Below are 25535 nucleotides of genomic sequence, written 5' to 3'. Positions count from 1 at the left end.
CTAACGAGCATATCAGTCGGTGCTTGGACAATTCTGCGCCGCAGTATCTTGTCGATGGTGAGCAGCGACGTCGCGAATGCGGCAACGAATGACCGCATGGGGTCGCAAGCGGGCGTCATGCAACGTCTGGGGAACCGACCCTGACCACGCGCCGTTGGTCTGTCGCCCAAGACGACGAGAACCCGGGATGCGCGAGATCACGATGAAACTGTCCGGTGGCTGCAACTGCGGACAGGTCCGCTACGAACTCGACGGCGAGCCCATCCGCGTCGGTATCTGCCATTGCGAGAACTGCCGGAAGGAGTCCGGCTCGGCCTTCTCCTTCTTCGGAATCTGGCCCAAGGTCAGCGCGATCCTGTCCGGCGAACTCAGCTGCTGGCAGAGCCGTGCGGGCGGCGATCGCTTCTGCCCGAAATGCGGCTCATCGCTGTTCTGCTGGAACGACGAGTCGGATGAGATCGAGATCAAGCTCGGCACGCTGGACGGGCCGCCCAGCGCGCTGCTGCCGGCCTATGAACTCTGGACCATCCGCCGGGAGCCGTGGCTGGCGCACCAGAAGGGCGCGGAGCAGCATATGCGTGATCGGCAGGATTCCAGCGCCTGACCCGGTCTGGCGCACTCATGACACGGACGGAAGCCGGGTCTGTGGATCCCGTCCACGGAAAACGGGCACTCAGGCGTACGCCACCCAGCCGCGGAACGCGAACCCCGCATAGAACAGGCTGACATCCCTGAACCCCGCTTCGCGCAGAAGCTGCTCGTCATCTTCGGGAGACAGGATCGGCAGGCGCGCGCCGATCATGGACCGCGCCTTCTGCGCCTGCGTTGGGTCGATGCCGGAAGTGGCTGCGAAGGCGGCATAGCGTGACAGCCAGAGATCGCGATCACCCTCTTCTTGCGGAAAACTGAAATGCGCGACGGCGAAGGGCGCACCGGGCTTAAGGCGCCGGCGGACCTCTCGAAGCGTGCGCAGGCGCTCCTCGCGCTCGACGAAGTGCAGGGTCAGGATGCAGGCCGCGCCATCGAACGGCCCCTCGGGCGCGATGTCGATCAGGCCATGATGCAAATCTGCGCGGGCAGCCAGCGGTCCGAGCGTCAGCCGCGCGAGATCCAGCATCTCGGCTGATGGATCGACACCGTCGAAGCGCCAACCGGGCCGGGCTTCGGCAAACACCTTGATCTCCAGGCCGCCGCCCGCGCCGAGCACCAGGATCCGCGCGTCATCCGGCGCCCGCTCCGCGAGGAGAAGCGTGACCATGCGCTGCAGATCGGCAAAGCCGGGAACTTGGCGCGGAGGGCCTTCGGCATAGCTGGCGACGGCTTGCGGATCAGAGAATGCATCCATGCGAAGGGTCTCCGGTCCGGCGGCGCATCTCGCGGCTATTCGAGAAACGTCGAAGCAGTCTTACTGAATCAGTTTCTGCGGAACCACGCTCAAGCTCTTGAGAAAGCCCGCGAAACGCAGCAGGCCGTCCGGCCAGGGGCCATGCCCGGACTCACTGTTGAGATGGCCGCTGTCGCCAGCGTCGACAAACTCCGAGCCCCAGGCTTCGGCCAATTCGCGAGCCTCGTCCGACGTGCAATAGGGATCGGTGGCGCTTGCGATCAACACCGAGGGGAACGGCAGCTTCTGGCGGCGATGCGCGATGAAATCCGGCCCCATGCCCGGAACCGCTCCCTTCGCCTTTTCCGAAGCCGGCGCGACCAGGAAGGCACCGGCGACCTCACCGGGATGCAGATGCTCCGCGGCAAAGGCGACGGCACTGCAGCCGGCCGAATGGGCGACGAGCACGACCGGCCTGGTTGCGCTGCGCACGGCCTGGACGATCCGGTCAGCCCAGAGATGGCGGGAGGGCTTGTGCCAGTCCGCCTGCTCGACGCGGCGCGCCGTCTTCAGGCGGGTTTCCCAGCGGCTTTGCCAGTGGTCGGGCCCGGAGCCCGACCAGCCAGGAATGATCAGGATATCGACGTCGGAGGATTTCATCAGGCGTAGATAGCCCCGCCGACGCCGAAGTCCAGCCCGTCAGCTCTCGCCGAATACCCGGCGGAAGATCGTGTCGACATGCTTGAAGTGATAGCCTTCGTCGAACATCGACTTGAGTTCGGAAGCTGCGAGCTTCTCCGCCACGTCCTTGTCGGCGAGCAGATTGGTCAGGAAGTCCTCGCCGTGCTCCCAGGTGCGCATCGCGTTGCGCTGGACCATGGAATAGGAATCCTCGCGGCTGGCCCCGGCCTGCGTCAAGGCGAGCAGCACGCGCTGCGAATTGTGCAGGCCGCCGAGCCGGTCGAGGTTCTTGCGCATGTTCTGCGGATAGACCAGCAGCTTGTCGACGACGCCGGTCAGCCGCGCCAGCGCGAAGTCGAGCGTCACCGTCGCATCGGGGCCGATCATACGCTCGACTGACGAGTGCGAGATGTCGCGCTCGTGCCAGAGGGCGACGTTCTCCAGCGCCGGCGTGACCATGCCGCGCACGAGGCGCGATAGCCCGGTCAGATTCTCGGTCAGCACGGGATTGCGCTTGTGCGGCATCGCCGAGGACCCCTTCTGGCCCGGCGAGAAATACTCCTCGGCCTCGTAGACCTCGGTGCGCTGCAGATGTCGGATCTCGGTCGCCAGGCGCTCGATGCAGGAAGCGACGACGCCGAGCGTCGCGAAATACATCGCATGCCGGTCGCGCGGAATCACCTGCGTCGAGACGGGCTCGACGGTCAGGCCCATCTTCGCGGCGACGTATTCCTCCACGCTCGGATCGATATTGGCGAAGGTGCCGACAGCGCCCGAAATCGCGCAGGTCGCGATCTCCGCCCGCGCCGCGACGAGGCGGGCGCGGCAGCGATCAAACTCGGCATAGGCCTGGGCGAGCTTCAGCCCGAAGGTGACCGGCTCGGCATGGATGCCATGCGAGCGGCCGATGGTCGGGGTCAGCTTGTGCTCGAAGGCGCGGCGCCTGATCGCGGCGAGCAGCGCATCGACATCGGCGATCAGGATATCGGTGGCCCGCGCCAGCTGGACCGAGAGCGTGGTGTCGAGGATGTCCGACGAGGTCATGCCCTGATGGACGAAGCGCGCCTCCGGTCCGACGATCTCGGCCAGATGCGTCAGGAAGGCGATGACGTCATGCTTGGTGACGCGTTCGATCTCGTCGATGCGCGCGACATCGAAAACGGCATCCCTGGCCTTGGCCCAGATCGTCGCGGCAGCTTCCTTCGGCACGACGCCGAGCTCGGCCAGCCGGTCGGTCGCATGCGCCTCGATCTCGAACCAGATGCGGAAGCGGGTCTGCGGCTCCCAGATGGCGACCATCTCGGGGCGGGAATAGCGCGGGATCATCGCAAGCCTTTCATACAATGCGCGCCGTCATCCCGGACAAGCCGCGAAGCGGCGCCGATCCGGGATCCATCGAGAGGCATCGCGCCCTGTGATGGATTCCGGGTCTACGCTTCGCTCCGCCCGGAATGACGGAGCCCTTTCAATTCAAACCCACGCGCCGCGCGCGGCTTCCGCCGCCTTGCGGATCGCTTCGATATTGCCGGCATAAGTCGAAGGCCCGCCCTTGAAGACGGCGGAGCCGGCGACCAGCGTGTCGGCGCCGGCCTTGGCGACCAGCGGCGCGGTCTCGGGCGTCACCCCGCCATCGATCTCCAGCGCGATCGGCCGGTCGCCGATCAGCGCCTTCACCTGAGCGACCTTCTCGACCACCGAGCGGATGAAGCTCTGCCCGCCGAAGCCGGGATTGACCGTCATGAGCAGGATCAGATCGACATCCCCGATCAGTGCCTCGGCCGCGCTCGCCGGCGTGCCGGGGTTGAGCACGATGCCGGCCTGCTTGCCCTGAGCCTTGATCGCCTGCAGCGTGCGGTGCGGATGCGGGCCCGCCTCGACATGGAAGGAGATCAGGTCTGCGCCCGCTTTGGCGAAGGCTTCGACATAGGGGTCGACGGGCGCGATCATGAGATGCACGTCGAAGAACTTTTTCGTATGCGGGCGGATCGCCTTCAGCACATCGGGGCCGAAAGTGATGTTGGGCACGAAATGCCCGTCCATCACGTCGCAATGGATCCAGTCGGCGCCGGCCTCGTCGATCGCGCGCACCTCTTCGCCCAGCTTGGCGAAATCGGCCGAGAGGATCGAAGGAGCGATACGGATGGAGCGCGTCATGGCCGGGGGTTTAGCGCCCCGGGACGCCTGCGGCAATCAGGCGGAGCGCAATTTCACCGGAAAGGACAGCCTTCTATCGGCTTCCGCGATCTCCGCCACGACTTGCGCGAAGGCCGGGCGTAGCTTCAGCCGCGCGAACCATCCGGCCAAGGCCTCGAAGCCGTCGAGCGAGGGGCCACCAAGACGGCGGACGAAAAGCACGCTCATGAACAGGGCGATGTCCGCCAAAGAGAGCCGGCCGCCGAAGAATTCGCGGCCCGCCAGCTTCTGTTCCAGCACCTCGTAATGCCGCAGCAGCTCCTCCTCGGCGATCAGCGCATCGGCCTCTTGCGCGATGCGGCGGTCGCGGTCCGGCGATGGCGGCGCCGTGCGGTGCATCAGCGGCCTCAGCGCCTGGAACATGATCTCGTCGCCATAGAGCTCATCGAGACGGCAGCGCGCCCGGTCGACGGGTGAGTCCGGCATCAGCTTCGGCTCGGGATAGGCTTCGTCGAGATACTCGTTGATCACCGTTGAATCGTAGAGCACGAGCCCGCAATCGCTGAGCACCGGCACCTGCCGCTTCGGATTGAGCGCCAGCACCTCGGGATGCCGTGGGTCGTACCCGGTCGTCTGGTTGAACGGCACCATGATGCGCTGGAAGGACAGGCCTTTTTCCTTCAACGCGATCTCGACCTTGCGCGAGAACAGGCTCAGCGGCCCGGAATGGAGTGTGATCATGGCGCGGCTCTCCTGCGACGTCCAAAGCCTCGCAGGGCCCCGCGTCAACGCCCGTCAGCAGCTTCCCGGCGCCGGATACGGGCCGCGACACCGCCCAGCAGCCAGGGCAGCAGGTAGATCGGGAACTGCGCCAGCGCGAAGAACAGAAAGGTCGTAGGCGAGACGCCGGCGCCGAGCGCCGCGACCAGCAGCCCCATGTTCCGCTGCCCGGTGCCATAGCCGATCATGAAGCGTTCGGACGCCGGCAGCCGCCGCAGCACCAGCCATGCCGACAGGAGCCCCGCCGCCGAGACCGCGAAGACGCAGGCCAGCACGAACAGGACGAGCCGGGGATTGTCGAGCGCGGCGCGCGTCACCCCATCCATCGCCGCGATGGCGAAGATGAAGTACATCAGCACCCCGAAGCCATCGAGATTGGCCTTCATCGCCCTGATCCGCTCGACGCCGAGCCAGGACCGCAGCGCGAAGGCGACGGCCATGCCGCCGCCGATGAAGATCAGCAGCCTGAGCGCCAGCACCCAGCGGTCGAGCGGCACAGCGGCCCCCGCGAGCAGTTCCACCAGCAGCGGCGCGACGATCGGACTCACGATCGTGGTGACGATGACGCTGGCGATGATCAGCGACGGCTCGAAGCCGTAGAGGATCGCGACAGCCGGCGACGACATGATCGGCGGCGCCGCGCCCATGATCGCCAGCCCGAGCACGATGCCCGGATCGAGATTTTCCCGCCCGACAATGAGCAGAGCCCCGCCGATGATCAGCACCGGCCCGGTGACGAGCCATAGGCAGGCCGCGGCGAGCTTGGCTGGGCGCCGTAGCAGCCGGGCGGTGACGCCGAGGTCGACCCGCATGAATACGACCGTGGTGAAACAGAAGATGGTGAAGGGCAGTACCGGGCGGGCCGCGGCGGAGAATTGCGGCAGGGCGAGCCCGAGAAAGATCGAGAGCGCGAACCCCTGGGTACCGTAGCGCCCGAGCCAGGCGAGCGCGGCGGCGAGAAAGGCGGCAGGACGCATCGGCACGGCTCTGGAATCATTCGTGAAAGAGCCGCACACTGGCCCATGGCGGATGAAGCGTCACCTGCCTGCCAAGCGGGGCGGTTCTGCGTCGGCATAAAATTGCGCCTGAATCGACCAAAGACTGCCTGAGATCATCGACCGGAGCGAATTGGCGCAGAATTTGCGAAAGATTTGGCCATTCGACGCAAAATACGGTCGCGCCGCTGACAAGCCGCCGCAAACCGGTATTTTTGCAGGGAAAAGCGTTGGCAGGAGCAAGTCATGAAGGTGGATACGATCGTACTCGGCGCCGGGATCGTCGGCATTTCGGTCGCGCTTCACCTGCAGAAGGCCGGGCGCTCGACCCTGCTGGTCGACCGGCGGGGACCTGGCGAGGAGACCAGCTACGGCAATGCCGGCCTGATCCAGCGCGAGGGCGTCTACCCCTACGGCTTCCCGCACGATTTCGGCGCGCTCATCCGCTACGCGATGAACAACACCATCGATGCGCATTATCATTGGCAGGCCATCCCGAAGCTCGCGCCCTTCCTGTTCTCCTACTGGATGCATTCGCGCGCCTCCCACCATGAGGCGATCGCGCATAAATACGCGACGCTGATCGAGCATTGCGTCACCGAGCATGATGCGCTCGCGCAGGAAGCCGGCGCCACCGAACTCCTGCGCCGCAACGGCTGGATGAAGGTCTTCCGCACCGAGCAGCAGCGCGACGAGCGCCTTGCCGAGGCTGCCCGCTGGCACCGGGAGTTCGGCCTGAACTATCGGGCGCTCGACATGGCGGCGCTCAAGGCCGCGGAGCCGCATCTCGATCATTCCAGCCTAATCGGCGGCCTGCACTGGACCGACCCGACCACCGTCATCGATCCGCTGGGCCTCTCGAAGGCCTATGTCGCGCTCTTCGAGAAGCTCGGCGGCAAGCTCGCCATCGGCGATGCGACGACGCTGGTGCAGAACGGCACCGAATGGAACGTCACCCTCGCCGATGGCACCAAGGCACAGGCGAAGGACGTCGTCGTCGCGCTCGGCCCCTGGGCCGACATGCTGACCAACAAGCTCGGCTACCGGTTGCCGCTGGCGGTGAAGCGCGGCTACCACATGCACTACAAGCCTCAGGGCAACGCCGTGCTCAACCATCCGGTGCTCGACACCGAGCGCGGCTATTTCCTGGCCCCGATGCAGCAGGGCATCCGCTTGACCACGGGCGCGGAGTTCGCCGATCGCGACGCGCCCAAGACCCCGGTTCAGCTCGCCCGCGCCGAGCCCATCGCCAAGGCGCTGTTTCCGCTGGGCGAGCGCCTCGACGCCGAGCCCTGGCTCGGCCGCCGCCCCTGCACGCCGGACATGATGCCGATCATCGGCCCGGCACCGAAGCACAAGAACCTGTGGTTCTCCTTCGGCCACGCCCATCACGGCCTGACGCTGGCCGCCGTCACCGGCCGCATGATCGCCGAGATGGTGAGCGGCCAGAAGGTCTTCGTCGATCCGGCGCCGTTTGCGCCCGCGCGGTTCATTTAGCCAGTGCCGTCATTCTCGGGCCGCGCCTGCGCGGACCCGAGAATCTCTTCACGGAAAAAGCGCCCTCCTGCACGAGATGCTCGGGTCAAGCCCGAGCATGACGCCCGGCGGATAGCCGGTCTGCACTGAGCCCCCTCGCCTCGCTGCGCCCGGCCTGTCACGATCCGGCTCCCGATTCTTGACCGAGACCTCGCCATGGCCCTCGCCAAACCACCCGTCCAGGACAATGCCTATGCCGCCGCGCTCGCGCTGCTGGACCGGGTGCCGCTGATCGACGGCCATAACGACCTGCCTTATGTCATCCGCAAGGATGCCAGGGCGAAGGGCGACGTCGCCGCCTATGGCCTCGACAAGGTCCATGCCGAGGGCGACACCGATATCCCGCGCATGCAGGCCGGCAAGCTGGCCGCCCAGTTCTTCGCAGCCTATGTGCCGCCGAAGCAGGCCCGGCCCGCAGGTTTCGCGCTCGCCCAGATCGCGCTGATGCGCGACATCCTCAAGCGCCATGCCGATGTCTTCCGCCCCGGCCTGTCCGCGGCGGACGTCGAAGCCGCCAAGGCCGAGGGCCGGATCGCGCTGTTCATGACCATCGAGAACGGCACGGCGCTCGACAACGAGCTCGACGCGCTCGATGCCTATTACGATCTCGGCGTGCGGCTGATGACGCTCTGCCACAACGACACCACCGACTGGTGCGATTCCGCCACCGACGCCCCGCGCCACAACGGCCTGACCGCGTTCGGCAAGGACGTGCTGCGCCGGATGAACAAGCTGGGCATGGTCATCGATCTCGCCCATGTCGCGCCCCGCGTGATGCATGACGCGCTCGACGTCTCAAGCGCTCCGCTGGTCTGGTCGCACTCCAACGCCTTCTCGCTCTGCGACCATCCGCGCAACGTGCCCGACGACGTGCTCGATCGCGTCGCCGGCAATGGCGGCGTGGTCATGGCGACCTTCGTGCCGGACTTCATCAGCCAGGCCTCGCGCGACTGGCACCGTCCGGCCAAGGATCAATACGGCAAGACACCCGATGGCATGGACTACGCGAAGGTCGAAGCCGAGATCGCACGCAACACCGGCCCGCGCCCGAAGGCGACGCTGGTCGAGTACTGTGACCATGTCGAATATCTCGCCAAGCGCATCGGCCACGACCACATCGGCATCGGCTCGGATTTCTTCGGTTGGGTCAATCCGGACGGGCTCGAGGACACCACGACCTTCCCCTCAGCGATCGCCGAGCTGATCCGCCGCGGCTGGTCGGAGGAGAATCTCGCCAAGCTCGCGGGTGGCAACACGCTGCGGGTGCTGCGCGCGGTCGAGCAGGCGGCGGGCTGAACACCAAGTGTCGTCATGGTCGGGCTTGTCCCGACCATCCACGTCTTTTCTTGTCAGGCGCGGGGTTCAAGACGTCATGCTCGCCACAAGGGCGAGCATGACGTATGAGCTGCCCATCGCGCCCGACCGTCCTGAGCGCGATGTAAGCCTCACCGCAAAGACAAGACCTGACCTCCCCATGACCGGTTCCGGCACCGACCGTACCCGCCCGGCCCTCCACGGCCCCGCCCCCATCGTCATCCTGGTCGAGCCGCAGCTTGCCGAGAACATCGGCATGTGCGCCCGCGCCATGGCGAATTTCGGCCTGTCCGAGATGCGCCTCGTCGCCCCGCGCGACGGCTGGCCCAGCGGTGGCGGCCTCAAGAAGGGCGCGACGGCAGCGGCCTCCGGCGCGACGCACATCCTCGAGAACGCCCGCCTCTTCGCCAGCGCGGCCGAGGCGATCGCCGACCTCAACTACGTGCTCGCCACCACCGCCCGCGAACGCGGCCAGATGAAGCGCGTGCTGACGCCGGCCGAGGCGATGCCGGAGGTCGCGGAGCGTGTCAGCGGCGGCGAGCGCGTCGGCATCCTGTTCGGGCGCGAGCGCATCGGCCTGACCAACGAGGAGATCAGCTTCGCCGATGCGATCCTGACCTTCCCGGTCAACCCGGCCTTCGCCTCGCTCAACCTCGCCCAGGCCGTGCTGTTGAACGGCTACGAGTGGTTCAAGACGACGGGGGGCGAACCGCCCTTCCGCGAGAACAACCCCTCGCCGCCCGCGAGCCGCGCCACGATCCTCTCGATGTTCGACTATCTCGAAGGCGAGCTCGACCTCAGCGGCTTCTTCCCGGCCGGCAAGAAGCCGGTCATGACCGCCAATCTGCGCGACATCCTGCACCGGCTCGACATGACCGAGCAGGAGGCCCGGACGTTGCGCGGCGTCTTCAAGTCGCTGGTCGAGGGGCCGAAGAAGGCGCGCCTCCTGGCGCGGCAGGCCGAGACGCCGGACCAGTCAGAAGAATAAAAAAGCCGGCCCCGAAGGGCCGGCTTGTCTGGTCCGGGGGGTCTCGAAACGCCCGGTCAGAACTGATACTTCAACGTCGCCTTCACGGTGCGGCCCGGCTCGCTGTAATAGTCGCGGGCCTGCGCCAGCACCCCGGTCGGGACGTTGACCGCGTCGAAGTACTTGCGATCGAAGATATTGTAGACGCCGATCTGCAATTCAAGGTCCGCGATCTGCGGCATCGGGCGCCACCAGGCCGAGGCGTTGAAGATCGCGTAGCCCGGTGCCCGGAAGCCCTGAGCGCTACCCGTCGTCGCCGCGACGTCGTCACGCTTGCCGGCGAGTTTGGTCGAGACTTCGGCGCCCCAGTAATCCGTGCCGTAGGCAATCGCGACAATGCCCTGCACCGGCGGAATTGAGTTCAGGAAGGTGTTGTCGGTCTTGTTCACGCCGCGCGTATAGGCGAAGGAGCCACGCACCAGCCAATTCTGCGCGAAGGCGTACTGGCCGTTGATCTCCACGCCCTGGATCTCGGCGCGGGGAATGTTGCGGAAGCTGACGACGCCACCCTGTGGGTAGAGCGCGCTCAGCGGCTCGACCTGAAGCTGCTCGATGAAGTTGTGATACTTCGTGTAGAAGTACGTGATCGACCCGCCGAGCTGCTTGTCGCCGAGGCGGACGCCGACATCGATGCCGTTGCCCTCCTCCGGACGCAGATCCGGATTGCCCCTGCGCAGATAGGTGCCCGGCCCGCCGAAGCGGCCATATAGCTCATTGGCCGTCGGCGCACGGAAGGTCTTCGCCCACTGCGCGAAGAAGGTAACGTCCCTCACCCCGGGCGCGTTCTTGAGGATGTCGTATTCGAGGCGAACGCGCGGCGACCAGCCGGTATCGCTGGACGACGGCGGCAGAGCGGTCGGACGCGAGCCGCCGGCGAAGAAGGCCGGCGTGTTCTGCGGCACTTCCTCGTACCAGTCGAACCGGACGCCGGGCGTGATGCGCAGTCGATTGTCGAGCATGCCGATCTCGTCATGCGCATAGATGCCGACAAGCTTGCCATCGACCTTCGGCTGGTCGGCCTGATTGGTGTGCAGGTTGTTGCAGGTCGTGAAAGCGCCGGTATAGAGGCCCGAGGGGGGCTTGGCTGGGCAGTTGTCAACGCCCGAGGAGAACTGCTCGAGCGTCGACATGCGCAGTTCGGTGCCGACCAACAGGCGATGCGACAGCGCGCCGGTCTGGAAATTCTTGATGACATGGCCGTTGAAGCCGTAGGCGTTCTCATCGTTCTCGTTGTCTCGCACATGCGGCCCGATGATGGTGGTGTAGCGCCAGGCATTGACGAGATCGTTGCGCTTGAGGCGCTGCCAGTAGGCAACGGCATGGGCCTCGTCGAAGAACGACCCGGGCACCTTGTAGTCATAGGTCAGCGAAACGCGGTTGCGCTCGACATCCTCGCCGGTCTGGTAGGAGCCGGGGCGGAAGTTGCCGGTCAGCGACACCGTGCTGGTGCGGGTCTGCACCCGGTCGGCGCGCTTGAAGAGCTCGCCCTGAATGCCGAAGCGGTGATCCCCGACCTGCTGGTAGAGCTTGGCGAGGAAATTGTACTGGTTGAAATCGGACGGGTTGGGAGCCGTGCGCGCTGCACCGATCGACTTGTTGGTGCCCTTGTTGTCGATCTCATGTCCGTCGCGGAAGCCGCCCTGCAGCAGGACGGAGGTGTTGCCCATCTTGGCCGCAGCCGCCGCACTACCGAACCACGCCCGGTCCGTGCTGTCGTAGCCGGTCTTGGCCAGCGCGCCATAGGAACGCCCGTTGCGGAGCAGGTCCTCGGGATCGAGCGTGCGCACTGCCAGCGCGCCACCGAGCGCGCCGCTGCCCAGCGTGCTGGCGCCGCTGCCGCCGCGTAGCAGGTCGAGCGTCGACAGCGAATCGAAATCGAAGGCGTTCTGCGCGCCACGATTGACGCGAGTATCGATGATGAAGGGCTGGCGGATGCCGTCGATCGTCGTCAGCACGCGCGCGCCGTCAAGGCCGCGGATGTTGAGCGAATTGGTCTGGCGGTTGAAGGTGATGCCGGCTTCGACGCGGTTCGAGAGGTCCGTCAGGCTCTGGATCTGCTCGCGGTCCAGTTCCTGGCGTGTCGTGCGCGTCGTCGTGGGGCCGCTCAGCAGCGCGCCGCCGGGCACGCCCTCGCCCTGCACATTGATCTGGTCGAGCACGACCGGGGCATCGCCGACCAAAACCGGCGCTGGCGCCGCCTGGCGGGTCCGTTGCTGCGCCTCAGCGGATGAAGCCAGAAGCACCAATGCCAGGCTTCCAAGCGCCACGCCGCCGCGAAGCCGACCGGAAAGATACCCCATCGCCCGTATCCCGTCCTTGCCGCGCGGCGGTTGAGCCTGCGCAGCAATTTAAAATGAGTAAAAAGAAGGCCCTATACGCTCGAATAAGGCCGATGGACCGATATTGATCGTAATGGATACTGTCAATTATCGAGAAAGATTCAGCAAAACAATAGAGGCGTTCTAATAAAGAACTATTCCAATGTAGAACTGCATCGTTTCTTCCGGGCGACATCACGCATCGCTCCCGAGGTCGTGATCGCCGAAGTCATGCCTGCCGCCGCTCCGGCCATTGCAACGTCGCCGACAGCGCGCATTGTCCTGTCATGAATTCCCGCCACACCAGAACGACCCGCCGCAAGCTGCTGACCGGAGGCAGCGCCATGGCCGCCGCTTTCGCCATCTCCGGCCGCAGCTCTGCTGCGACGGATGCCGATATCGTCATCGTCGGCGCGGGTGCGGCGGGTATCGCGGCCGCCCAGGCGCTGCGCGCAGCGGGACGCAAACCGATCGTTCTGGAGGCGCGCGGCCGCGTCGGCGGGCGCGCCTTCACCGATAATTCGCTTGGACCGGCCTATGATGCCGGGGCGATGTTCATCCATTGGGCGGAGCGCAATCCGTGGGTCCAGATCGCCCGCGAGCTCCGCATCGAGACGGCGGAGGAGTCCTGGGGCGGTGGCTTCCGTGTCTTCGCCAACGGACGCCCCATGGCGGATGCCGATCGTCGCCGCCGGCGCGATACCTTCAACCAGATCGACCGACGGCTTGAGACTGTCGATCTCGCGGCACGCGACATGTCGATCGCGGAACTGCTCGGTGACCTCGGGCCCGACAGCGCTCCCGTTGCGGCATCTGGCTTGCTGCTTTCGATCGGCGAGGAATCCAGCCGGATTTCGGCCCGCGACTATCAACGCCTCTGGTCGGGCGACGATCTCGTCATTCCCTCCGGCTACGGCGATCTCGTCACCCGCTCAGCCGCCGGCCTGGATATCCGGCTGAACGAGCCCGTCGAAGCGATTCGCTGGGACGGCCCCTCTGTCACCGTGACTTCACGCTCGGGCGAGTTGCGCGCCAATGGCTGCATCGTCACCGTGCCGGTCGGCGTCCTCAAGGCCGGCGCTATCCGCTTTACCCCGGAATTGCCCGCCGCGACCCGCGATGCTCTCACGGGCCTGCATATGGGCGCGCTGACCAAGATTGCGTTTCGGGTCGAGGGCGATCGTTTCGGCCTCACGCCGGGGGCGAGCCTGCTCGAGGCCGGAGCGCCCGAGCGCATGATGAATTTCGACATGTTCCCGGACGGCAAGGACATCGTCATCGGCTATTGCGGCGGCGACTATGCACGCAAGCTCTCCGAAGCCGGCACGCAGGAGGCGCGCGCCCATGTCGTCGACCTGCTCGCGACGATGGTCGGCGCCGATTTCCGCAAGGCGGTCAAGGCGGTGTCCTTTCCGGCCTGGTGGACCGACCCCTTCTCGCGGGGCTCCTATTCCGTCTGCGATCCCGGCCACGAGAACGCCCGGGAGGCGCTTGCCCAACCCATCGGCGGCCGGCTCGTCATTGCCGGCGAGGCGACTGCGGGCGGCGGCGCCATGACGGTCGGCGGCGCCACGCTGGCCGGCCGGGCTGCAGCAACGGCGCTCGCGCGGCTCAAGGCCTGACGACAGGGTTTCGTCCCTCTAAAGGATCAGTTCCCAACTCTGCCCGACCAGATGCTGGCCGAAGGAATGGTGCGTTTCCTCGGCCACCAGCCGAAAGCCCTCCGCGAGATAGATCGCGCGCGCGGCATGGAGGATATCGTTGGTCCAGAGCACCATGCGCGTATAGCCCGCATCACGGGCGAAGCCGATCGCCTCGCGCACGAGCGTCTTGCCGAGCCCCAGCCCCTGCGCCCGCCTCTCGACCAGCACGAGCCTGAGCTTGGCCGTAGCCTCATCCTCCTGCACGACGAAGGCCGATCCGGCCGGCGCGCCACCCAGCTCGGCGATGAAGCAGCGCTCGCGCCCCGGCTTGAAATCACGCAGGAACTTGGCCGCGATCTCTGCGACGAGTGCCTCGAAACTCAGATCCCAGCCGTAGTCCTCGGCATAGAGCCGACCATGGGCAGAAATCACCCAGCCGATATCGCCAGCCCGATGCTCGCGGATGACGGGTCCTGAACGGGCTTGCGGCTCGGATGAGAGAAGGCCCTGCGCCACGTCGAGCGCATCGACCAGATTCACCTGCTGCGAGGGGCCGAGCCGGGACAGAATCGCTCGTGCCTGCGTATCGGAAGCCTCATCCAGCACAGCGAAGAACGCCCTGCCCTCCGCGGTCAGCCGCAACTGCCACGCCCGCCCGTCTGCCGATGATCGGCTGCGCTCGATCAAGCCCTGCGCCGCAAAGCGCTTCAGGATGCGCGAGAGATAGGCCGGATCGAGATCGAGCGCCTTCGCCATCTCCGCCGCCTGCCAGTCGTCGCGCTGCGCCAGTTCATAGAGCACGCGTGCCTCGGTCAGCGGCACGCCGGAGCCGTGCAGGCTGCTTCCGAGCGCGCCAACCCAGCGGGTATGAAAGCGATTGAACCGGCGGATCGCCGCTACGGCAGCGTTTTCGTTGGAGTCCATGGCTCACCTCCGCAGCCGGAATCAGTCAACTTAGTGGACCAAGTCAACTAAATTCAGGACACCAATGCAGGGCATCGTTGACTCTCCTTTAACCGGTCTCTGGCGGAGTCGGATTTTGACGTCTCGCGGCGCTGACATGCAGGTCGATCTTCTCGCTGGAACGGAATACCGCCCCCTTGCGGTCCCGCGCCCCCAACCCACCATCCTCGTCTTCGATTCCGGGCTAGGCGGCCTCACCGTGCTGTCGCGGACGACGCAGGCCTGTCCCGGCGCGCATATCGTCTACGCTGCCGACGATGCCGGTTTTCCCTATGGCCGGCTCGGCGAGGATGAGCTCGTCGCTCGTATCCTCGCGGTGATGGAGCGGCTCGTCGCCCGCTATCACCCCGATCTCGTCGTCATCGCCTGCAACACGGCCTCCACGCTGGTGCTGCCGGCGCTGCGGGCGCGCTTCGCCATCCCCTTCGTCGGCACGGTGCCAGCGATCAAGCCCGCAGCGGCGGCGACGCGGAGCGGCATGATCTCAGTCCTCGCCACGCCGGGCACGGTCGCCCGCGTCTATACACGCGAGCTGATCGAGACCTATGCCGGCGCATGCCATGTCACGCTCGTCGGCTCTACACGGCTTGCCGGCCTGGCCGAACAGGCACTCCGGGGCGAACCCGCCGATGACGATGCCCTGCTCGCCGAGATCGCGCCCTGCTTCGTGGAGTCGGGCGGGCGCCGTACCGATGTCGTCACGCTGTCCTGCACCCACTACCCGCTCGTCCTGGAGCGGATGAAGCGGCTCGCGCCCTGGCCGGTCGAATGGATCGACCCCGCTCCGGCGATCGCGCGCCGCGTCGTTAATCTCCTCGGCCCCGTTGCCGAGGGCCCCTGCCCGGACGCAACCGCCGTCTTCACATCGGGCGCCGGGCTGAGCGGCCCGCTGCGGATCGCGCTTGCCGGCTATGGTCTGGCGCGCATCGCGATCGAGCCCGTGCCGCTGGCAAACTGAGCCCTCGGCACGCCACTGCACCGGCCGCCGCACCCATTCGCGTTTGACAAATCAGCCGGCGCATGGTTCTAGAGCGCCGTCGCGCGGCTCCTGACGGGGCCGCGTGGCTTTTTCCGCACCCGTGATCCACTCACTTCAGAGTCGGATCTGTCGCCCCGGAGACGGGGACAGGAGGGCGCGGTCCTCAACTCGCGAACCATAGAGGACACGCGATATGTCGAAGCGCCATGAGGCGAAGTACAAGATTGACCGCCGTCTCGGTCAGAACATCTGGGGCCGTCCGAAGTCCCCGGTCAACCGTCGTGAATACGGCCCCGGCCAGCATGGCCAGCGCCGCAAGGGCAAGCCGTCCGACTTCGGCACCCAGCTGCGCGCCAAGCAGAAGCTGAAGGGCTATTACGGCTCGATCTCCGAGAAGCAGTTCCGCCGCTACTACGCCGAGGCGATCCGCCTCAAGGGCGACTCGGGCGAGAACCTCGTCGGCCTGCTGGAGCGTCGTCTCGACGCGGTGATCTACCGCGCCAAGTTCGTGCCGACCGTCTTCGCCGCCCGCCAGTTCGTCAACCACGGCCACATCACCGTGAACGGCAAGCGCGTCAACATCGCTTCCTATCAGGTGAAGCCGGGCGACGTGATCGCGGTCAAGGACAGCTCGAAGCAGCTCGCCATCGTGATCGAGTCCGCCGGCCTCGCCGAGCGCGACGTGCCTGATTACATCGACGCCGACCACACCAAGTCCTCGGCCACCTTCACCCGCACCCCGACCCTGTCGGACGTGCCCTACGCGGTGCAGATGGAACCGAACCTGGTCATCGAGTTCTACTCGCGCTGATCCGGCTGCGGCCTACTGGTCGCACATAGGCAAGTTTTGGGGGATGGCAGGTTTCTGCCATCCCTTTTTTGTTGCGCATGATCCTGCTGCGTTCGACGCGGGACAGCCGCCTGTTATTGAGCAACAGGCGCGGCTTTCCTCACTGCCCGATGCCGGTGAAGACCACGAGCGTGGATCTTGTTCAGAATGCCGAGATCGGAGCGCGGATATCTGCCCAGCCTTGTTGTCGGGCTGCTCGCTTCCCTGGCGACACTACCGGTCGCTCGGGCCGAGGTGCGGTTCGGCGGCGGTGTCCGTATCGGCGGCCATGATGTCTCGAACCGGACAGGCACGCTCAGGCGCCGGGCGGTCGTTCATCCCTGAGATCGGGCACCAAGCGGCCCCGGCTGCATCTGGCGCTCGGATGACAGGGGCGGAAGGGTGAAGGCCTGTCGTCTGCGCCGGATCAGATGATCGCGATGAGACCGCATCGCCTAGAGATGCGAGCCGACCTCGTCGCGGAAGAAATAACAGCCCACGCCGACGCAACCGATCAGGATCGACAGCGCGTAGGGCCCGAAGAGGCACACGACAAAGACGGACCCGATGAAGGCTCGCATCGCCCATGCTAACCACGTCTGCTTCATGGCTAACCTCTCGCATCGCATTTGCTGACAAAGCGTAAATGGCGACCTGTGAACCCAACCTGAATGGATATGGTGAATTCGGGAAACCCCATTCAGATCCGTGCGTTAGCAAGTCCGGCGAAAGCAAGGCAGCTTCACGATCGACGTTTGCCTTCGGCGTGGGATGCCGTAGCGTCGTCCTCCCATCGAGAGGAGATTCGCATGAAGAGAGCCCTGCTCATCGCGTTCGTCCTGGGCTGCACCGCGGGCGCTGCTCAGGCACAGAGCTGCAACCTCCAGGCTTCCGACAAGAAGCTCGCCGGCGCAGCCAAGACCAGTTTCCTCACCAAATGCCAGAAGGACGCGACCGCATCCTGCGACAAGCAGGCGGCCGACAGGAAGCTGGCCGGCGCGGCCAAGGCGAGCTTCACCAAGAAATGCGTGACTGACACGGTCGGCGGCTGAGCCACTGGAAGCCCTCGAATAGCGGCATCGCATCTGCTCGGAAAGGCAGTGGCCCGCCCGGTCAGTGCTGACGCTGCTCTCCCAGGTGGCGCCGCTCACCGACATCAGGCGCGCCAGCCTGGAGACGATCCGGTCGGATTCCTTGCGATGGGCCGCCTTGCTCATGAGCTGGGCGATAATCTCGCTCTCGTCAGGAACGGCGTAAGCTGGACGGCCTGGATAAACATACGGCTGCAGCTTCATGGCAGGCAGCGGCGATCGCATGAAGATACGCCCCCGGGGCGAGCCGGGGGCGTGATGTCGTCAGGGTTCGGGATCGATCGCCGAATACCGGCGGGGTTTACTCGTCGTCGTCGGAGCCGCCCCGGTCGCGACGGTCGTCCCGGTCGCGCCAGCGGCGCGGCCCGCGATCATCCTCGTCATGCTGCCCGCCGCCGCGCCAGGCGCGCATCTCGCGGAAGCGCTCCTGTCCTTCCGCCATGGCTTCGCGCACCGAACGGCGCAGCACCGTCTTCTGCTCGTCGCTAAGCGTGGTCCAGAGCGGGCGAACCGCATTGGCCAGCTCCTTCGATCGGGCCGCGCGCTCGCTCTGCCGGGCGGCGGCTGCGTCGAGCCGCTCCATCAGATCGGCATGGCGCAGCTTCTCGCGCTCCTCCCGCATCGCCGTCCATTGCTGGACACGCTGCTCGCTGCGCTGTTTGACGAGCGCCTCGACCTTGTCGAAAGCTGCCGTCTGCTCGGGCTTGAGCTTGAGGTCCGTGCGAACCCTAGCCAGTCGCTCGTCGAGACGCGCCTTGGCGCGCTCGGCGCGGCGCTCGCGCCATTCGGTCCGGCGCTGCTCGCGGGTCTCCGAGCGCTCCTGTTTCTGGTCGCCGCCAGCCGGCGGGACCGGTTGCGGCTGTGCCAGGGCGAAGGTGCCGGCCAACATCGCGATCGACGACGCGGCGATGAGAGCGATGGGTTTCATGGGAATCTCCCTTGAGGCAGTCCAGTCGGTATGTCGCTCAGCGGGTCTCGAGGCCGATTGGCGATGGGGTCAGCCTGCCCCCCGCTGTCTGACCCGGCAATGGCCCGAAGATGAAAAGATCGTAATGTGACGACAACGCGCGCCGCGCGATTCGGTTCGCCATCGGACGTCCCATGCATAACCTCATCACCGATGTCCGCGGCGTCCTCGTCGGCCATGCAGATGACGCAACGGCAGCGACCGGCGTGACCGCAGCCATATTCGAACGCCCGACGATCGCTTCCGCCGCCGTGCTCGGCGGCGCACCGGGCACCCGCGACACGGCGCTCCTCCTTCCCGAGATGACGGTCGAGCATGTCGACGCGATCGTGCTTTCCGGCGGATCGGCCTGGGGGCTGGGCGCCGCCGACGGCGTCATGAGCTGGCTGGCGCGCGAAGGGCGGGGCTTTCCGGTCGGCGCCTTGCGCATCCCGATCGTGCCGCAAGCCATCCTGTTCGACCTCGCCAATGGCGGCGAGAAGCGCTGGGCGCGCGGCGAAGGCGAAACGCCCTATCGTGCGCTGGGCGCGCGCGCAGCCGCGGAGGCCTCCACCACCTTCGCACTGGGCACCGCAGGCGCCGGCTTTGGCGCCGCGACCGCCAATCTGAAGGGCGGCATCGGCTCGGCCAGCGCCCGCGCCGCAACCGGGCAGATCGTCGGCGCCCTCGTTGCCGTCAACGCCGTCGGCACCGCCACGATTGGCGACGGCCCGCATTTCTGGGCGGCTCCTTACGAACGCGGCGATGAATTCGGCGGGCTTGGCTGGCCGGCGACGATCACTCCGGCCGACACGGCCCTGCGCTTCAAGGGCGGCACCGGGCAGAACACGACGATCGCGCTGGTGGCCACCGACGCGGTGTTGACCAAGGCACAGGCGCGCCGCCTCGCCCTCGCTGCCCATGACGGCCTCGCCCGCGCCCTTCGCCCGGCCCACGCCCCGCTCGACGGCGACATCGTCTTCGCAGCGGCAACCGGCTACAGCGGCGCGCCATCTGATGCCTTTGCCCTGACCGAGCTCTGCACCACCGCGGCCGATGTCCTGGCGCGTGCAATCGCTCGCGGCGTGCATGCGGCGACGGCCCTGCCCTTTCCGGGCGCCAAGCCGGCATGGCAGGATCGGTTCCGCAGCTGAGAGACTACAACCATCGCGAGCAATCCGGCTCACAGAGCTTGTCGAGGTTACGAAATCGCAAGCCTGCTCCCGCAACCAGGCGGCCGACGAGACGATCGCCGCTGCCGGCAACATCGACATCGTCAGCCGTGTCGCCGCCGAGACCGACGAAGCCGCCAGCCACATCGCCGACTCCGCCGACCAGCTCTCCCTGCAGTCGTCGCATCTCGACGCCGAGGTGGCGCAGTTCCTCGGACGCGTCCGCGCCGCCTGAAGCGGCCGGTTTCAAGCCCGGCGCGAATGCGCTATGGCGAGGCCATGTCCACAGACGATTTCCTCGCCCGCTTCGGTTCGCCCGGCGCCAGCCAGCCGGATCCCGTGGCGGCCGCCCAGCAGGCCATGCGCAACCCCCTGCCCGCGCGCTTCTACAAGGAAGCCGGCGTGCTCGAGCGCGACGGCCTGTTCCATGTCGCGCTCGACGGCAGAACCGCCCGCACGCCGGCCCGCAAGCCGCTGGCTGTCGGCTCCCGCGCTGTCGCCGAGGCCCTCGCAGCCGAGTGGGAGCAGCAGATCGAGCGGATCGACCCGGCCCGGATGCCTCTGACGCGCCTCGTCAACTCGGCGCTGGACGGTGTCGAGGATCAGCAGGAAGCCGTTCGGGCGGAGATCGTGCGCTACTCCGCATCCGATGCGCTCTGCTATCGCGCCGGTGAGCCAGAGGCGCTCGTGACGCGGCAGGATGAAGTCTGGCAGCCCATCGTGAAGGGCGTCGAGGCGCTGATCGGCGGGCGCTTCATCCTTGCCGAAGGCGTCGTCTTCGCCGAGCAACCGGCCGAGACGCTCGCTGGCGTTGCCCGGCAGGTCGAGAAGATCCCGACGCCCGTCGCTCTGGCCGGCGCCCACAATGTCATGACCCTGACCGGCTCGACCATCGTTCTGCTCGCTCTCGCGAACGGGCTGATCGATGCCGAGGCTGCCTGGCAGGCGGCGCATCTCGACGAGGATTATCAGATCTCGGTCTGGGGCCAGGACGGGGAAGCGGCCGAGCGCCGCGCGATCCGCCGGCGCGAATTCGATGCCGCAGTGCTGTTGCTGACGAAGGGTTGAGCTTTCGAACAGGCAGGGGTCGGATCGTCGTTCGATCGCCCTGATGGAAAATTGAGAGGTGGCCACATGGCAATGGGTCCGGCCGCAACCTCACCCGACGGATATGTCGCCGCGCTGGCGGGCTGGCAGCGCGCCCTCGTCGAGCATCTGCGGCAAGGCGTACTGGCCGCGGCCCCGGTCGAAGAGCGCATCAAATGGACCCATCTGGTCTATTTCGCCAACGGCCCCGTCCTGCTGATCCGCGCCGAGGCGAAGCGCGTGCTCTTCGGCTTCTGGCGCGGCAAGCGTCTGCAACAGATCGCGCCACAGCTGAAACCCGGCGGCAAATACGAGATGGCGACCTGGGAGCTGCACGAAGGCGATTCGATCGCGCCAGACACCATAGCCGCTCTGGTGACGGAAGCCGTCCGTCTGAACACCGAACTGGGTAACCCGGCGGAGCGATCGGCATGATGCCGCTCCGCGCTTGAGCAAATGTCGTAATGGACTCTGGCGGTCGCGCCGCTTAAGCCGGCTTCGAGACGCGATTTCCGCCCGGAGCTTGCCGCCATGAAGGACATCCTCGAACAGCTCGAAGACCGTCGCGCCGGCGCGCGATCGGGAGGCGGCGAACGGCGGATCGACGCGCAGCACAAGCGCGGCAAGCTGACGGCTCGCGAACGCATCGAGCTTCTGCTCGACAAGGACTCCTTCGAGGAGTTCGACATGTTCGTGCAGCATCGCTGCGTCGACTTCGGGATGGAGAAGGGCGAAAAGATACCCGGCGATGGTGTCGTCACCGGCTGGGGCACGGTCAATGGCCGCACCGTCTTCGTCTTCTCCAAGGACTTCACCGTCTTCGGCGGCTCGCTCTCCGAGACGCATGCCCAGAAGATCACCAAGATCCAGGACATGGCGCTGAAGATGCGCGCCCCGATCGTCGGCCTGTTCGATGCCGGCGGCGCCCGCATCCAGGAAGGCGTCGCGGCGCTCGGCGGCTATGGCGAGGTCTTCAAGCGCAACGTCCAGGCCTCGGGCGTCATCCCGCAGATCTCCGTCATCATGGGGCCCTGCGCCGGCGGCGACGTCTATTCGCCGGCGATGACCGACTTCATCTTCATGGTCCGCGACACCAGCTACATGTTCGTGACCGGCCCGGAGGTGGTGAAGACCGTCACCAACGAGACCGTCACCTCCGAAGAGCTTGGCGGTGCAAAGGTCCACACCTCCAAATCCTCGGTTGCCGACGGCTCCTTCGAGAACGATGTGGAGGCGCTGCTGCAGGTGCGCCGCCTGATCGACTTCCTGCCGGCCAACAACACCGTCGGGGTGCCGGAATGGCCGTCATTCGACGTGCCCGATCGCGTCGACATGAGCCTCGACACGCTCGTCCCGGACAACCCTAACAAGCCCTACGATATCAAGGAGCTCATCCAGAAGACCGTCGACGAGGGCGACTTCTTCGAGATCCAGGAAGCCTACGCCAAGAACATCGTCACCGGCTTCGCGCGCATCGAGGGCCGCACCGTCGGCATCGTCGCCAACCAGCCGATGGTGCTGGCCGGCGTGCTCGACTCCGACGCCTCGCGCAAGGCCGCACGCTTCGTGCGCTATTGCGACGCTTTCGAAATCCCGATCGTCACCTTCGTCGACGTTCCCGGCTTCCTGCCGGGCACGGCGCAGGAATATGGGGGGCTGATCAAGCATGGCGCCAAGCTGCTCTACGCCTACTCGGAATGCACCGTGCCGCTGGTGACGATCATCACCCGCAAGGCCTTCGGCGGCGCCTATGACGTGATGGCCTCCAAGCATATCGGCGCCGACGTCAACTACGCCTGGCCGACGGCCCAGATCGCGGTGATGGGCGCCAAGGGCGCGGTCGAGATCATCTTCCGCGGCGGCGACGCCGAGACCATCGCGCGCCAGACCAAGGAATATGAGGACCGCTTCATGTCCCCCTTCGTCGCGGCCGAGCGCGGCTATGTCGACGAGGTCATCATGCCGCACTCGACGCGACGCCGCGTTGCCCGCGCGCTCGCCATGCTCAGGACCAAGAACGTCGAGCGGCCCTGGCGCAAGCACGACAACATTCCGCTGTAAAATCACAGGGCGCGTCATGCTCGAGCCTGACCAGAGCATCTCATGCCAGAGCCTCTTTCGGCATGAGATTCTCGGGTCTGCGCTTCGCTCCGCCCGAGAATGACGCCCGGGCGCATTGCCCTCGGGCATGACTCGCACCGGATAATGGTCTAAGGCGGCAGCCATCCTCTGATCTGCCCTGCCCGGATGCTGTTCAACTCCTTCGCTTTCCTGCTTGCCTTTTTGCCGCTGGCGCTCGCGCTGCACTGGCTGGCCGAGCGCTTCGCGCCGCGCTGGCGGCTGCCGGTTCTCGTCGTGCTGTCCTTCGCCTTCTACGGCTATTGGGACTGGCGCTTCCTGCCGTTGCTCGCTCTCTCCATCGGGCTGAACTGGCTGATCGCTGAGGCCTTTCAGAAGACCAAGTCGAGCGGGCTGATCACACTGGCGATCGTGCTGAACCTCGCCGTCCTCGCAGTGTTCAAGTACTTCAACTTCTTCGCCGATCTCGCTGGAATGATTCCCGGATTGCCGGCGCCGAAATTCGATATCGCGCTGCCGCTCGGCATCTCCTTCTTCACCTTCCACCACATCATGTACCTGACGGATCTCAGGCGTGGGCAGGCGCCGCGCTACGATATCGTCCGCTATGCCCTCTACATCGCCTTCTTCCCGCAGGTGCTCGCCGGCCCGCTCGTGCGCTGGCGAGAGATCATGCACCAGCTCGACGAGCGGCCCTATCAGCGCCCCGATGCTGCCGAGCGAATCGCACGCGGCCTGATGCTGCTGACCTTCGGCTTGGCCAAGAAGGTGCTGATCGGCGACCCGCTGGCCGAATACGCCAACCCGGTCTTCGCCGCGGCGGCAGCGGGAAAGGTCGTCAGCATGGCCGAGGCCTGGCAGGGAACGCTCGCCTTCACCTTCCAGATTTATTTCGACTTCTCCGGCTACACCGACATGGCGCTCGGTCTCGCTTTGCTCTTCGGCATCGTCCTGCCGCAGAACTTCGAGGCGCCCTATCGCTCGCCCAGCATCCAGGATTTCTGGCGGCGCTGGCACATGACGCTGTCGCGCTTCCTGCGCGACTATCTCTACATCCCGCTAGGCGGCTCGCGCAGCGGCCTGCCGACGCAGATCTGGGCGCTCTTCGCCACCATGGCCCTCGGCGGCCTCTGGCATGGCGCGGGCCTGACATTCGTCGCCTGGGGCGTGGCGCATGGGCTCGCGCTGATCGTCGCCCTGTTCTGGCGCCGGGCCGGGCTGCCGATGCCCGCCCTGCTTGGCTGGCTTCTGACCTTCGTCTTCGTGATGTTCTGCTGGGTGCTGTTTCGCGCTGCGAATTTCGAGGCCGCGCTCACCATCTACAAGGGCCTGATCGGCCTCGCCCCGACAGGGACGGGCTTCAAATGGCGCGCCCTCGTTCCGGCCGCTGCCTTCGCCATCATCGGCCCCACCGCCTGGAACCTCGTCCACAAGCTGCCGCCGGCGCGCTGGCTCGCCATTCTGGCGGGGCTCCTGTTCGTCATCATCCTGCTGAAGATCGGCGAAGACGCCAATTATGAGTTCATCTACTTCCAGTTCTGAGCCGGCCGGCGCGCCCGCTCAGGCGGCGAGGTGGACGAGCTTCATCGCGACGCTGCTCGTGGCGGCAGCGCTGTTTTCGGTCGCGTTCCTGGCGGTCGCCTTCCTGCTCGACCCTTATGATTCCGGCCGCACGCCGCTCAAACTGAAGGAAGGCGTGCGCCCGCAAGGTCCGCGCACGGCTCTCGCCAGCCGTGGCCGCGATCCGCAATTCACCGGCGCGATCTTCGGCAACTCGCATATCCAGCTCATCTCGCCGGATGAGTTGCGTATGCGAACCGGCATCCCCTTCGTCTCGCTGATTGCGCCCGCCACGACGCCGAAGGAGGTTCTGGCGACAGCCGACTGGTTCCTGCGTCACCATCGTGCCCCCGCGGCGAAGGCGCTCGTGATCGGCATCGACAATTACTGGTGCACCGCGAATCCCGCCCTGCCCAATGAGAAGCCCTTCCCGTTCTGGCTGCTGAGCCGCGGCCTGCCGGACTATGTCGGCGGCTTGATGCGCTTCGATCTGCTCGAGGAACTCTCGCGCCGGATCACCTATCTGACCTCGCGCAAGGCCGAACGCGCCCCGCCCGACGGATACTGGGATTACGAGGCGAACTACCGCGCGCTGGGCTACGACACCAACCCCGAGATTCGCGCCCGGCTCGAAAAGCGCCAGGAAACCGGCGGCGGCAATATCGACGGCCCCTTTCCGGCCGCAGCCGCGCTGGAAAAGCTCATGAGCACCGCATCGGCCGAGACCGCGCTGATTCTGGTGCGGCCACCCGCCTATGCCACGGCGCTGCCTCAGCCCGGCGCGCGCGATGCTGCGGCCGATGCCGCCTGCCGCACAGCTTTTGCCGATCTGGCGGCACGCCGGCCGCGCACGGCGCTCGTCGACTGGCGCACCGACAGGCCTGAATTGCACGACCCGAATCTCTTCTTCGATCACACGCATTACCGCCAGCCGATCGCCCGGCTGGTCGAGGCGGATATCGCCCGCGCCATCCAGACGCTGGATTGAGGCTTATCCGGCTTGAAATCGGGCTGGAACCGCCCTTTTGCCGGCCGAAATCACGAAGCGGTTGAAGTCATGTCGGAAGCGATTGTTCCGC

Annotated in this window: 26 protein-coding genes; 15 read left to right on the top strand and 11 right to left on the bottom strand. The window is 66.2% G+C overall.

Annotated features, from left to right (window positions below; genetic code table 11):
* Positions 1-187 precede the first annotated feature (187 nt).
* A complete protein-coding gene (locus AC2FAN_RS18655) occupies positions 188-604 on the top strand; it encodes a GFA family protein (protein WP_485175865.1) in 417 nt (138 codons plus the stop codon).
* A 69-nt stretch (positions 605-673) separates the two neighbouring features.
* On the opposite strand, the gene AC2FAN_RS18650 is transcribed toward AC2FAN_RS18655, so the two are convergent.
* The 6 genes from AC2FAN_RS18650 to AC2FAN_RS18625 form a co-directional block, all read right to left on the bottom strand.
* Entirely contained in the window at positions 674-1345 is a 672-nt protein-coding gene (locus AC2FAN_RS18650) for a class I SAM-dependent methyltransferase (RefSeq protein WP_485175864.1), read from the bottom strand.
* 60 nt (positions 1346-1405) lie between these two features.
* Positions 1406-1984, bottom strand: coding sequence for an RBBP9/YdeN family alpha/beta hydrolase (locus AC2FAN_RS18645; protein WP_485175863.1), 579 nt, complete (start codon positions 1982-1984; stop codon positions 1406-1408).
* Positions 1985-2023: 39 nt separating this feature from the next.
* Positions 2024-3331 carry an adenylosuccinate lyase gene (gene purB, locus AC2FAN_RS18640; protein WP_485175862.1) on the bottom strand — a complete coding sequence of 436 codons (1308 nt, stop codon included), beginning with the start codon at positions 3329-3331 and terminating at the stop codon, positions 2024-2026.
* A 144-nt stretch (positions 3332-3475) separates the two neighbouring features.
* The gene (gene rpe / locus AC2FAN_RS18635; protein ID WP_265053951.1) at positions 3476-4159 is read right to left on the bottom strand and encodes a ribulose-phosphate 3-epimerase; all 684 of its coding nucleotides are present in this window, start codon (positions 4157-4159) and stop codon (positions 3476-3478) included.
* A 36-nt stretch (positions 4160-4195) separates the two neighbouring features.
* Positions 4196-4879, bottom strand: coding sequence for a glutathione S-transferase family protein (locus AC2FAN_RS18630; protein WP_485175861.1), 684 nt, complete (start codon positions 4877-4879; stop codon positions 4196-4198).
* 44 nt (positions 4880-4923) lie between these two features.
* On the bottom strand, positions 4924-5895 hold the full coding sequence (locus AC2FAN_RS18625; RefSeq protein WP_265053953.1) for a hypothetical protein: 972 nt from the start codon (positions 5893-5895) through the stop codon (positions 4924-4926).
* A gap of 264 nt (positions 5896-6159) precedes the next feature.
* Between AC2FAN_RS18625 and AC2FAN_RS18620 the strand changes: the two genes are divergently transcribed.
* The 3 genes from AC2FAN_RS18620 to AC2FAN_RS18610 all read left to right on the top strand — a co-directional run bounded on the left by AC2FAN_RS18620 (position 6160) and on the right by AC2FAN_RS18610 (position 9751).
* Positions 6160-7410: an NAD(P)/FAD-dependent oxidoreductase gene (locus tag AC2FAN_RS18620; RefSeq protein WP_265053954.1), complete on the top strand. Its 1251-nt coding sequence runs from the start codon at positions 6160-6162 to the stop codon at positions 7408-7410.
* Between the two features lie 195 nt (positions 7411-7605).
* Entirely contained in the window at positions 7606-8745 is a 1140-nt protein-coding gene (locus tag AC2FAN_RS18615; RefSeq protein WP_265053955.1) for a dipeptidase, read from the top strand.
* A 178-nt stretch (positions 8746-8923) separates the two neighbouring features.
* Positions 8924-9751: an RNA methyltransferase gene (locus AC2FAN_RS18610; RefSeq protein ID WP_485175860.1), complete on the top strand. Its 828-nt coding sequence runs from the start codon at positions 8924-8926 to the stop codon at positions 9749-9751.
* A gap of 56 nt (positions 9752-9807) precedes the next feature.
* On the opposite strand, the gene AC2FAN_RS18605 is transcribed toward AC2FAN_RS18610, so the two are convergent.
* Positions 9808-12090: a TonB-dependent hemoglobin/transferrin/lactoferrin family receptor gene (locus AC2FAN_RS18605; protein WP_485175859.1), complete on the bottom strand. Its 2283-nt coding sequence runs from the start codon at positions 12088-12090 to the stop codon at positions 9808-9810.
* Between the two features lie 362 nt (positions 12091-12452).
* Here AC2FAN_RS18605 and AC2FAN_RS18600 point away from each other — a divergent pair, with 362 nt between their 5' ends.
* Entirely contained in the window at positions 12453-13730 is a 1278-nt protein-coding gene (locus AC2FAN_RS18600; protein ID WP_485175858.1) for a flavin monoamine oxidase family protein, read from the top strand.
* 18 nt (positions 13731-13748) lie between these two features.
* On the opposite strand, the gene AC2FAN_RS18595 is transcribed toward AC2FAN_RS18600, so the two are convergent.
* Positions 13749-14675 (bottom strand): bifunctional helix-turn-helix transcriptional regulator/GNAT family N-acetyltransferase, encoded by a 927-nt coding sequence (locus AC2FAN_RS18595; RefSeq protein WP_485175857.1) that lies wholly within the window; start codon positions 14673-14675, stop codon positions 13749-13751.
* Positions 14676-14811: 136 nt separating this feature from the next.
* Here AC2FAN_RS18595 and murI point away from each other — a divergent pair, with 136 nt between their 5' ends.
* From murI to AC2FAN_RS18580, 3 genes are all read left to right on the top strand, one after another.
* A complete protein-coding gene (gene murI / locus AC2FAN_RS18590) occupies positions 14812-15672 on the top strand; it encodes a glutamate racemase (RefSeq protein WP_485175856.1) in 861 nt (286 codons plus the stop codon).
* A 214-nt stretch (positions 15673-15886) separates the two neighbouring features.
* Positions 15887-16504, top strand: a complete 618-nt coding sequence (gene rpsD, locus AC2FAN_RS18585) for a 30S ribosomal protein S4 (RefSeq protein ID WP_265053961.1) — start codon at positions 15887-15889, stop codon at positions 16502-16504.
* Positions 16505-16690: 186 nt separating this feature from the next.
* The gene (locus AC2FAN_RS18580; RefSeq protein ID WP_485175855.1) at positions 16691-16867 is read left to right on the top strand and encodes a hypothetical protein; all 177 of its coding nucleotides are present in this window, start codon (positions 16691-16693) and stop codon (positions 16865-16867) included.
* Positions 16868-16977: 110 nt separating this feature from the next.
* Here the strand turns inward: AC2FAN_RS18580 and AC2FAN_RS18575 are convergent, their stop codons facing one another.
* Entirely contained in the window at positions 16978-17130 is a 153-nt protein-coding gene (locus AC2FAN_RS18575; protein WP_265053962.1) for a hypothetical protein, read from the bottom strand.
* 201 nt (positions 17131-17331) lie between these two features.
* On the opposite strand from AC2FAN_RS18575, the gene AC2FAN_RS18570 reads away from it, so the two are divergent.
* The gene (locus AC2FAN_RS18570) at positions 17332-17574 is read left to right on the top strand and encodes a hypothetical protein (protein WP_265053963.1); all 243 of its coding nucleotides are present in this window, start codon (positions 17332-17334) and stop codon (positions 17572-17574) included.
* A 340-nt stretch (positions 17575-17914) separates the two neighbouring features.
* On the opposite strand, the gene AC2FAN_RS18565 is transcribed toward AC2FAN_RS18570, so the two are convergent.
* Positions 17915-18541, bottom strand: coding sequence for a hypothetical protein (locus AC2FAN_RS18565; RefSeq protein WP_485175854.1), 627 nt, complete (start codon positions 18539-18541; stop codon positions 17915-17917).
* 173 nt (positions 18542-18714) lie between these two features.
* Here AC2FAN_RS18565 and AC2FAN_RS18560 point away from each other — a divergent pair, with 173 nt between their 5' ends.
* Positions 18715-19713 carry a P1 family peptidase gene (locus AC2FAN_RS18560; protein WP_485175853.1) on the top strand — a complete coding sequence of 333 codons (999 nt, stop codon included), beginning with the start codon at positions 18715-18717 and terminating at the stop codon, positions 19711-19713.
* 4 nt (positions 19714-19717) lie between these two features.
* On the opposite strand, the gene AC2FAN_RS18555 is transcribed toward AC2FAN_RS18560, so the two are convergent.
* Complete coding sequence (locus AC2FAN_RS18555) at positions 19718-19981, bottom strand: hypothetical protein (RefSeq protein WP_485175852.1); 264 nt, start codon at positions 19979-19981, stop codon at positions 19718-19720.
* Positions 19982-20010: 29 nt separating this feature from the next.
* On the opposite strand from AC2FAN_RS18555, the gene AC2FAN_RS18550 reads away from it, so the two are divergent.
* The 5 genes from AC2FAN_RS18550 to AC2FAN_RS18530 all read left to right on the top strand — a co-directional run bounded on the left by AC2FAN_RS18550 (position 20011) and on the right by AC2FAN_RS18530 (position 25444).
* Positions 20011-20799 (top strand): ATP12 family chaperone protein, encoded by a 789-nt coding sequence (locus AC2FAN_RS18550; RefSeq protein WP_485175851.1) that lies wholly within the window; start codon positions 20011-20013, stop codon positions 20797-20799.
* A gap of 66 nt (positions 20800-20865) precedes the next feature.
* On the top strand, positions 20866-21252 hold the full coding sequence (locus tag AC2FAN_RS18545; protein WP_265053968.1) for a DUF1801 domain-containing protein: 387 nt from the start codon (positions 20866-20868) through the stop codon (positions 21250-21252).
* A 96-nt stretch (positions 21253-21348) separates the two neighbouring features.
* Positions 21349-22878, top strand: coding sequence for an acyl-CoA carboxylase subunit beta (locus tag AC2FAN_RS18540; protein WP_265053969.1), 1530 nt, complete (start codon positions 21349-21351; stop codon positions 22876-22878).
* A 186-nt stretch (positions 22879-23064) separates the two neighbouring features.
* Positions 23065-24438, top strand: coding sequence for an MBOAT family O-acyltransferase (locus AC2FAN_RS18535; RefSeq protein WP_485175850.1), 1374 nt, complete (start codon positions 23065-23067; stop codon positions 24436-24438).
* Positions 24413-25444 (top strand): hypothetical protein, encoded by a 1032-nt coding sequence (locus tag AC2FAN_RS18530; protein WP_485175849.1) that lies wholly within the window; start codon positions 24413-24415, stop codon positions 25442-25444. Before AC2FAN_RS18535 ends, AC2FAN_RS18530 begins: the two co-directional genes overlap by 26 nt.
* Positions 25445-25535 lie beyond the last annotated feature (91 nt).

It is taken from the genome of Allobosea sp. RIT-PG3_2 (assembly GCF_057321085.1).
The sequence above is the reverse complement of the archived record's forward strand: the minus strand, read 5'-3'. Positions and strand labels throughout refer to the sequence as shown.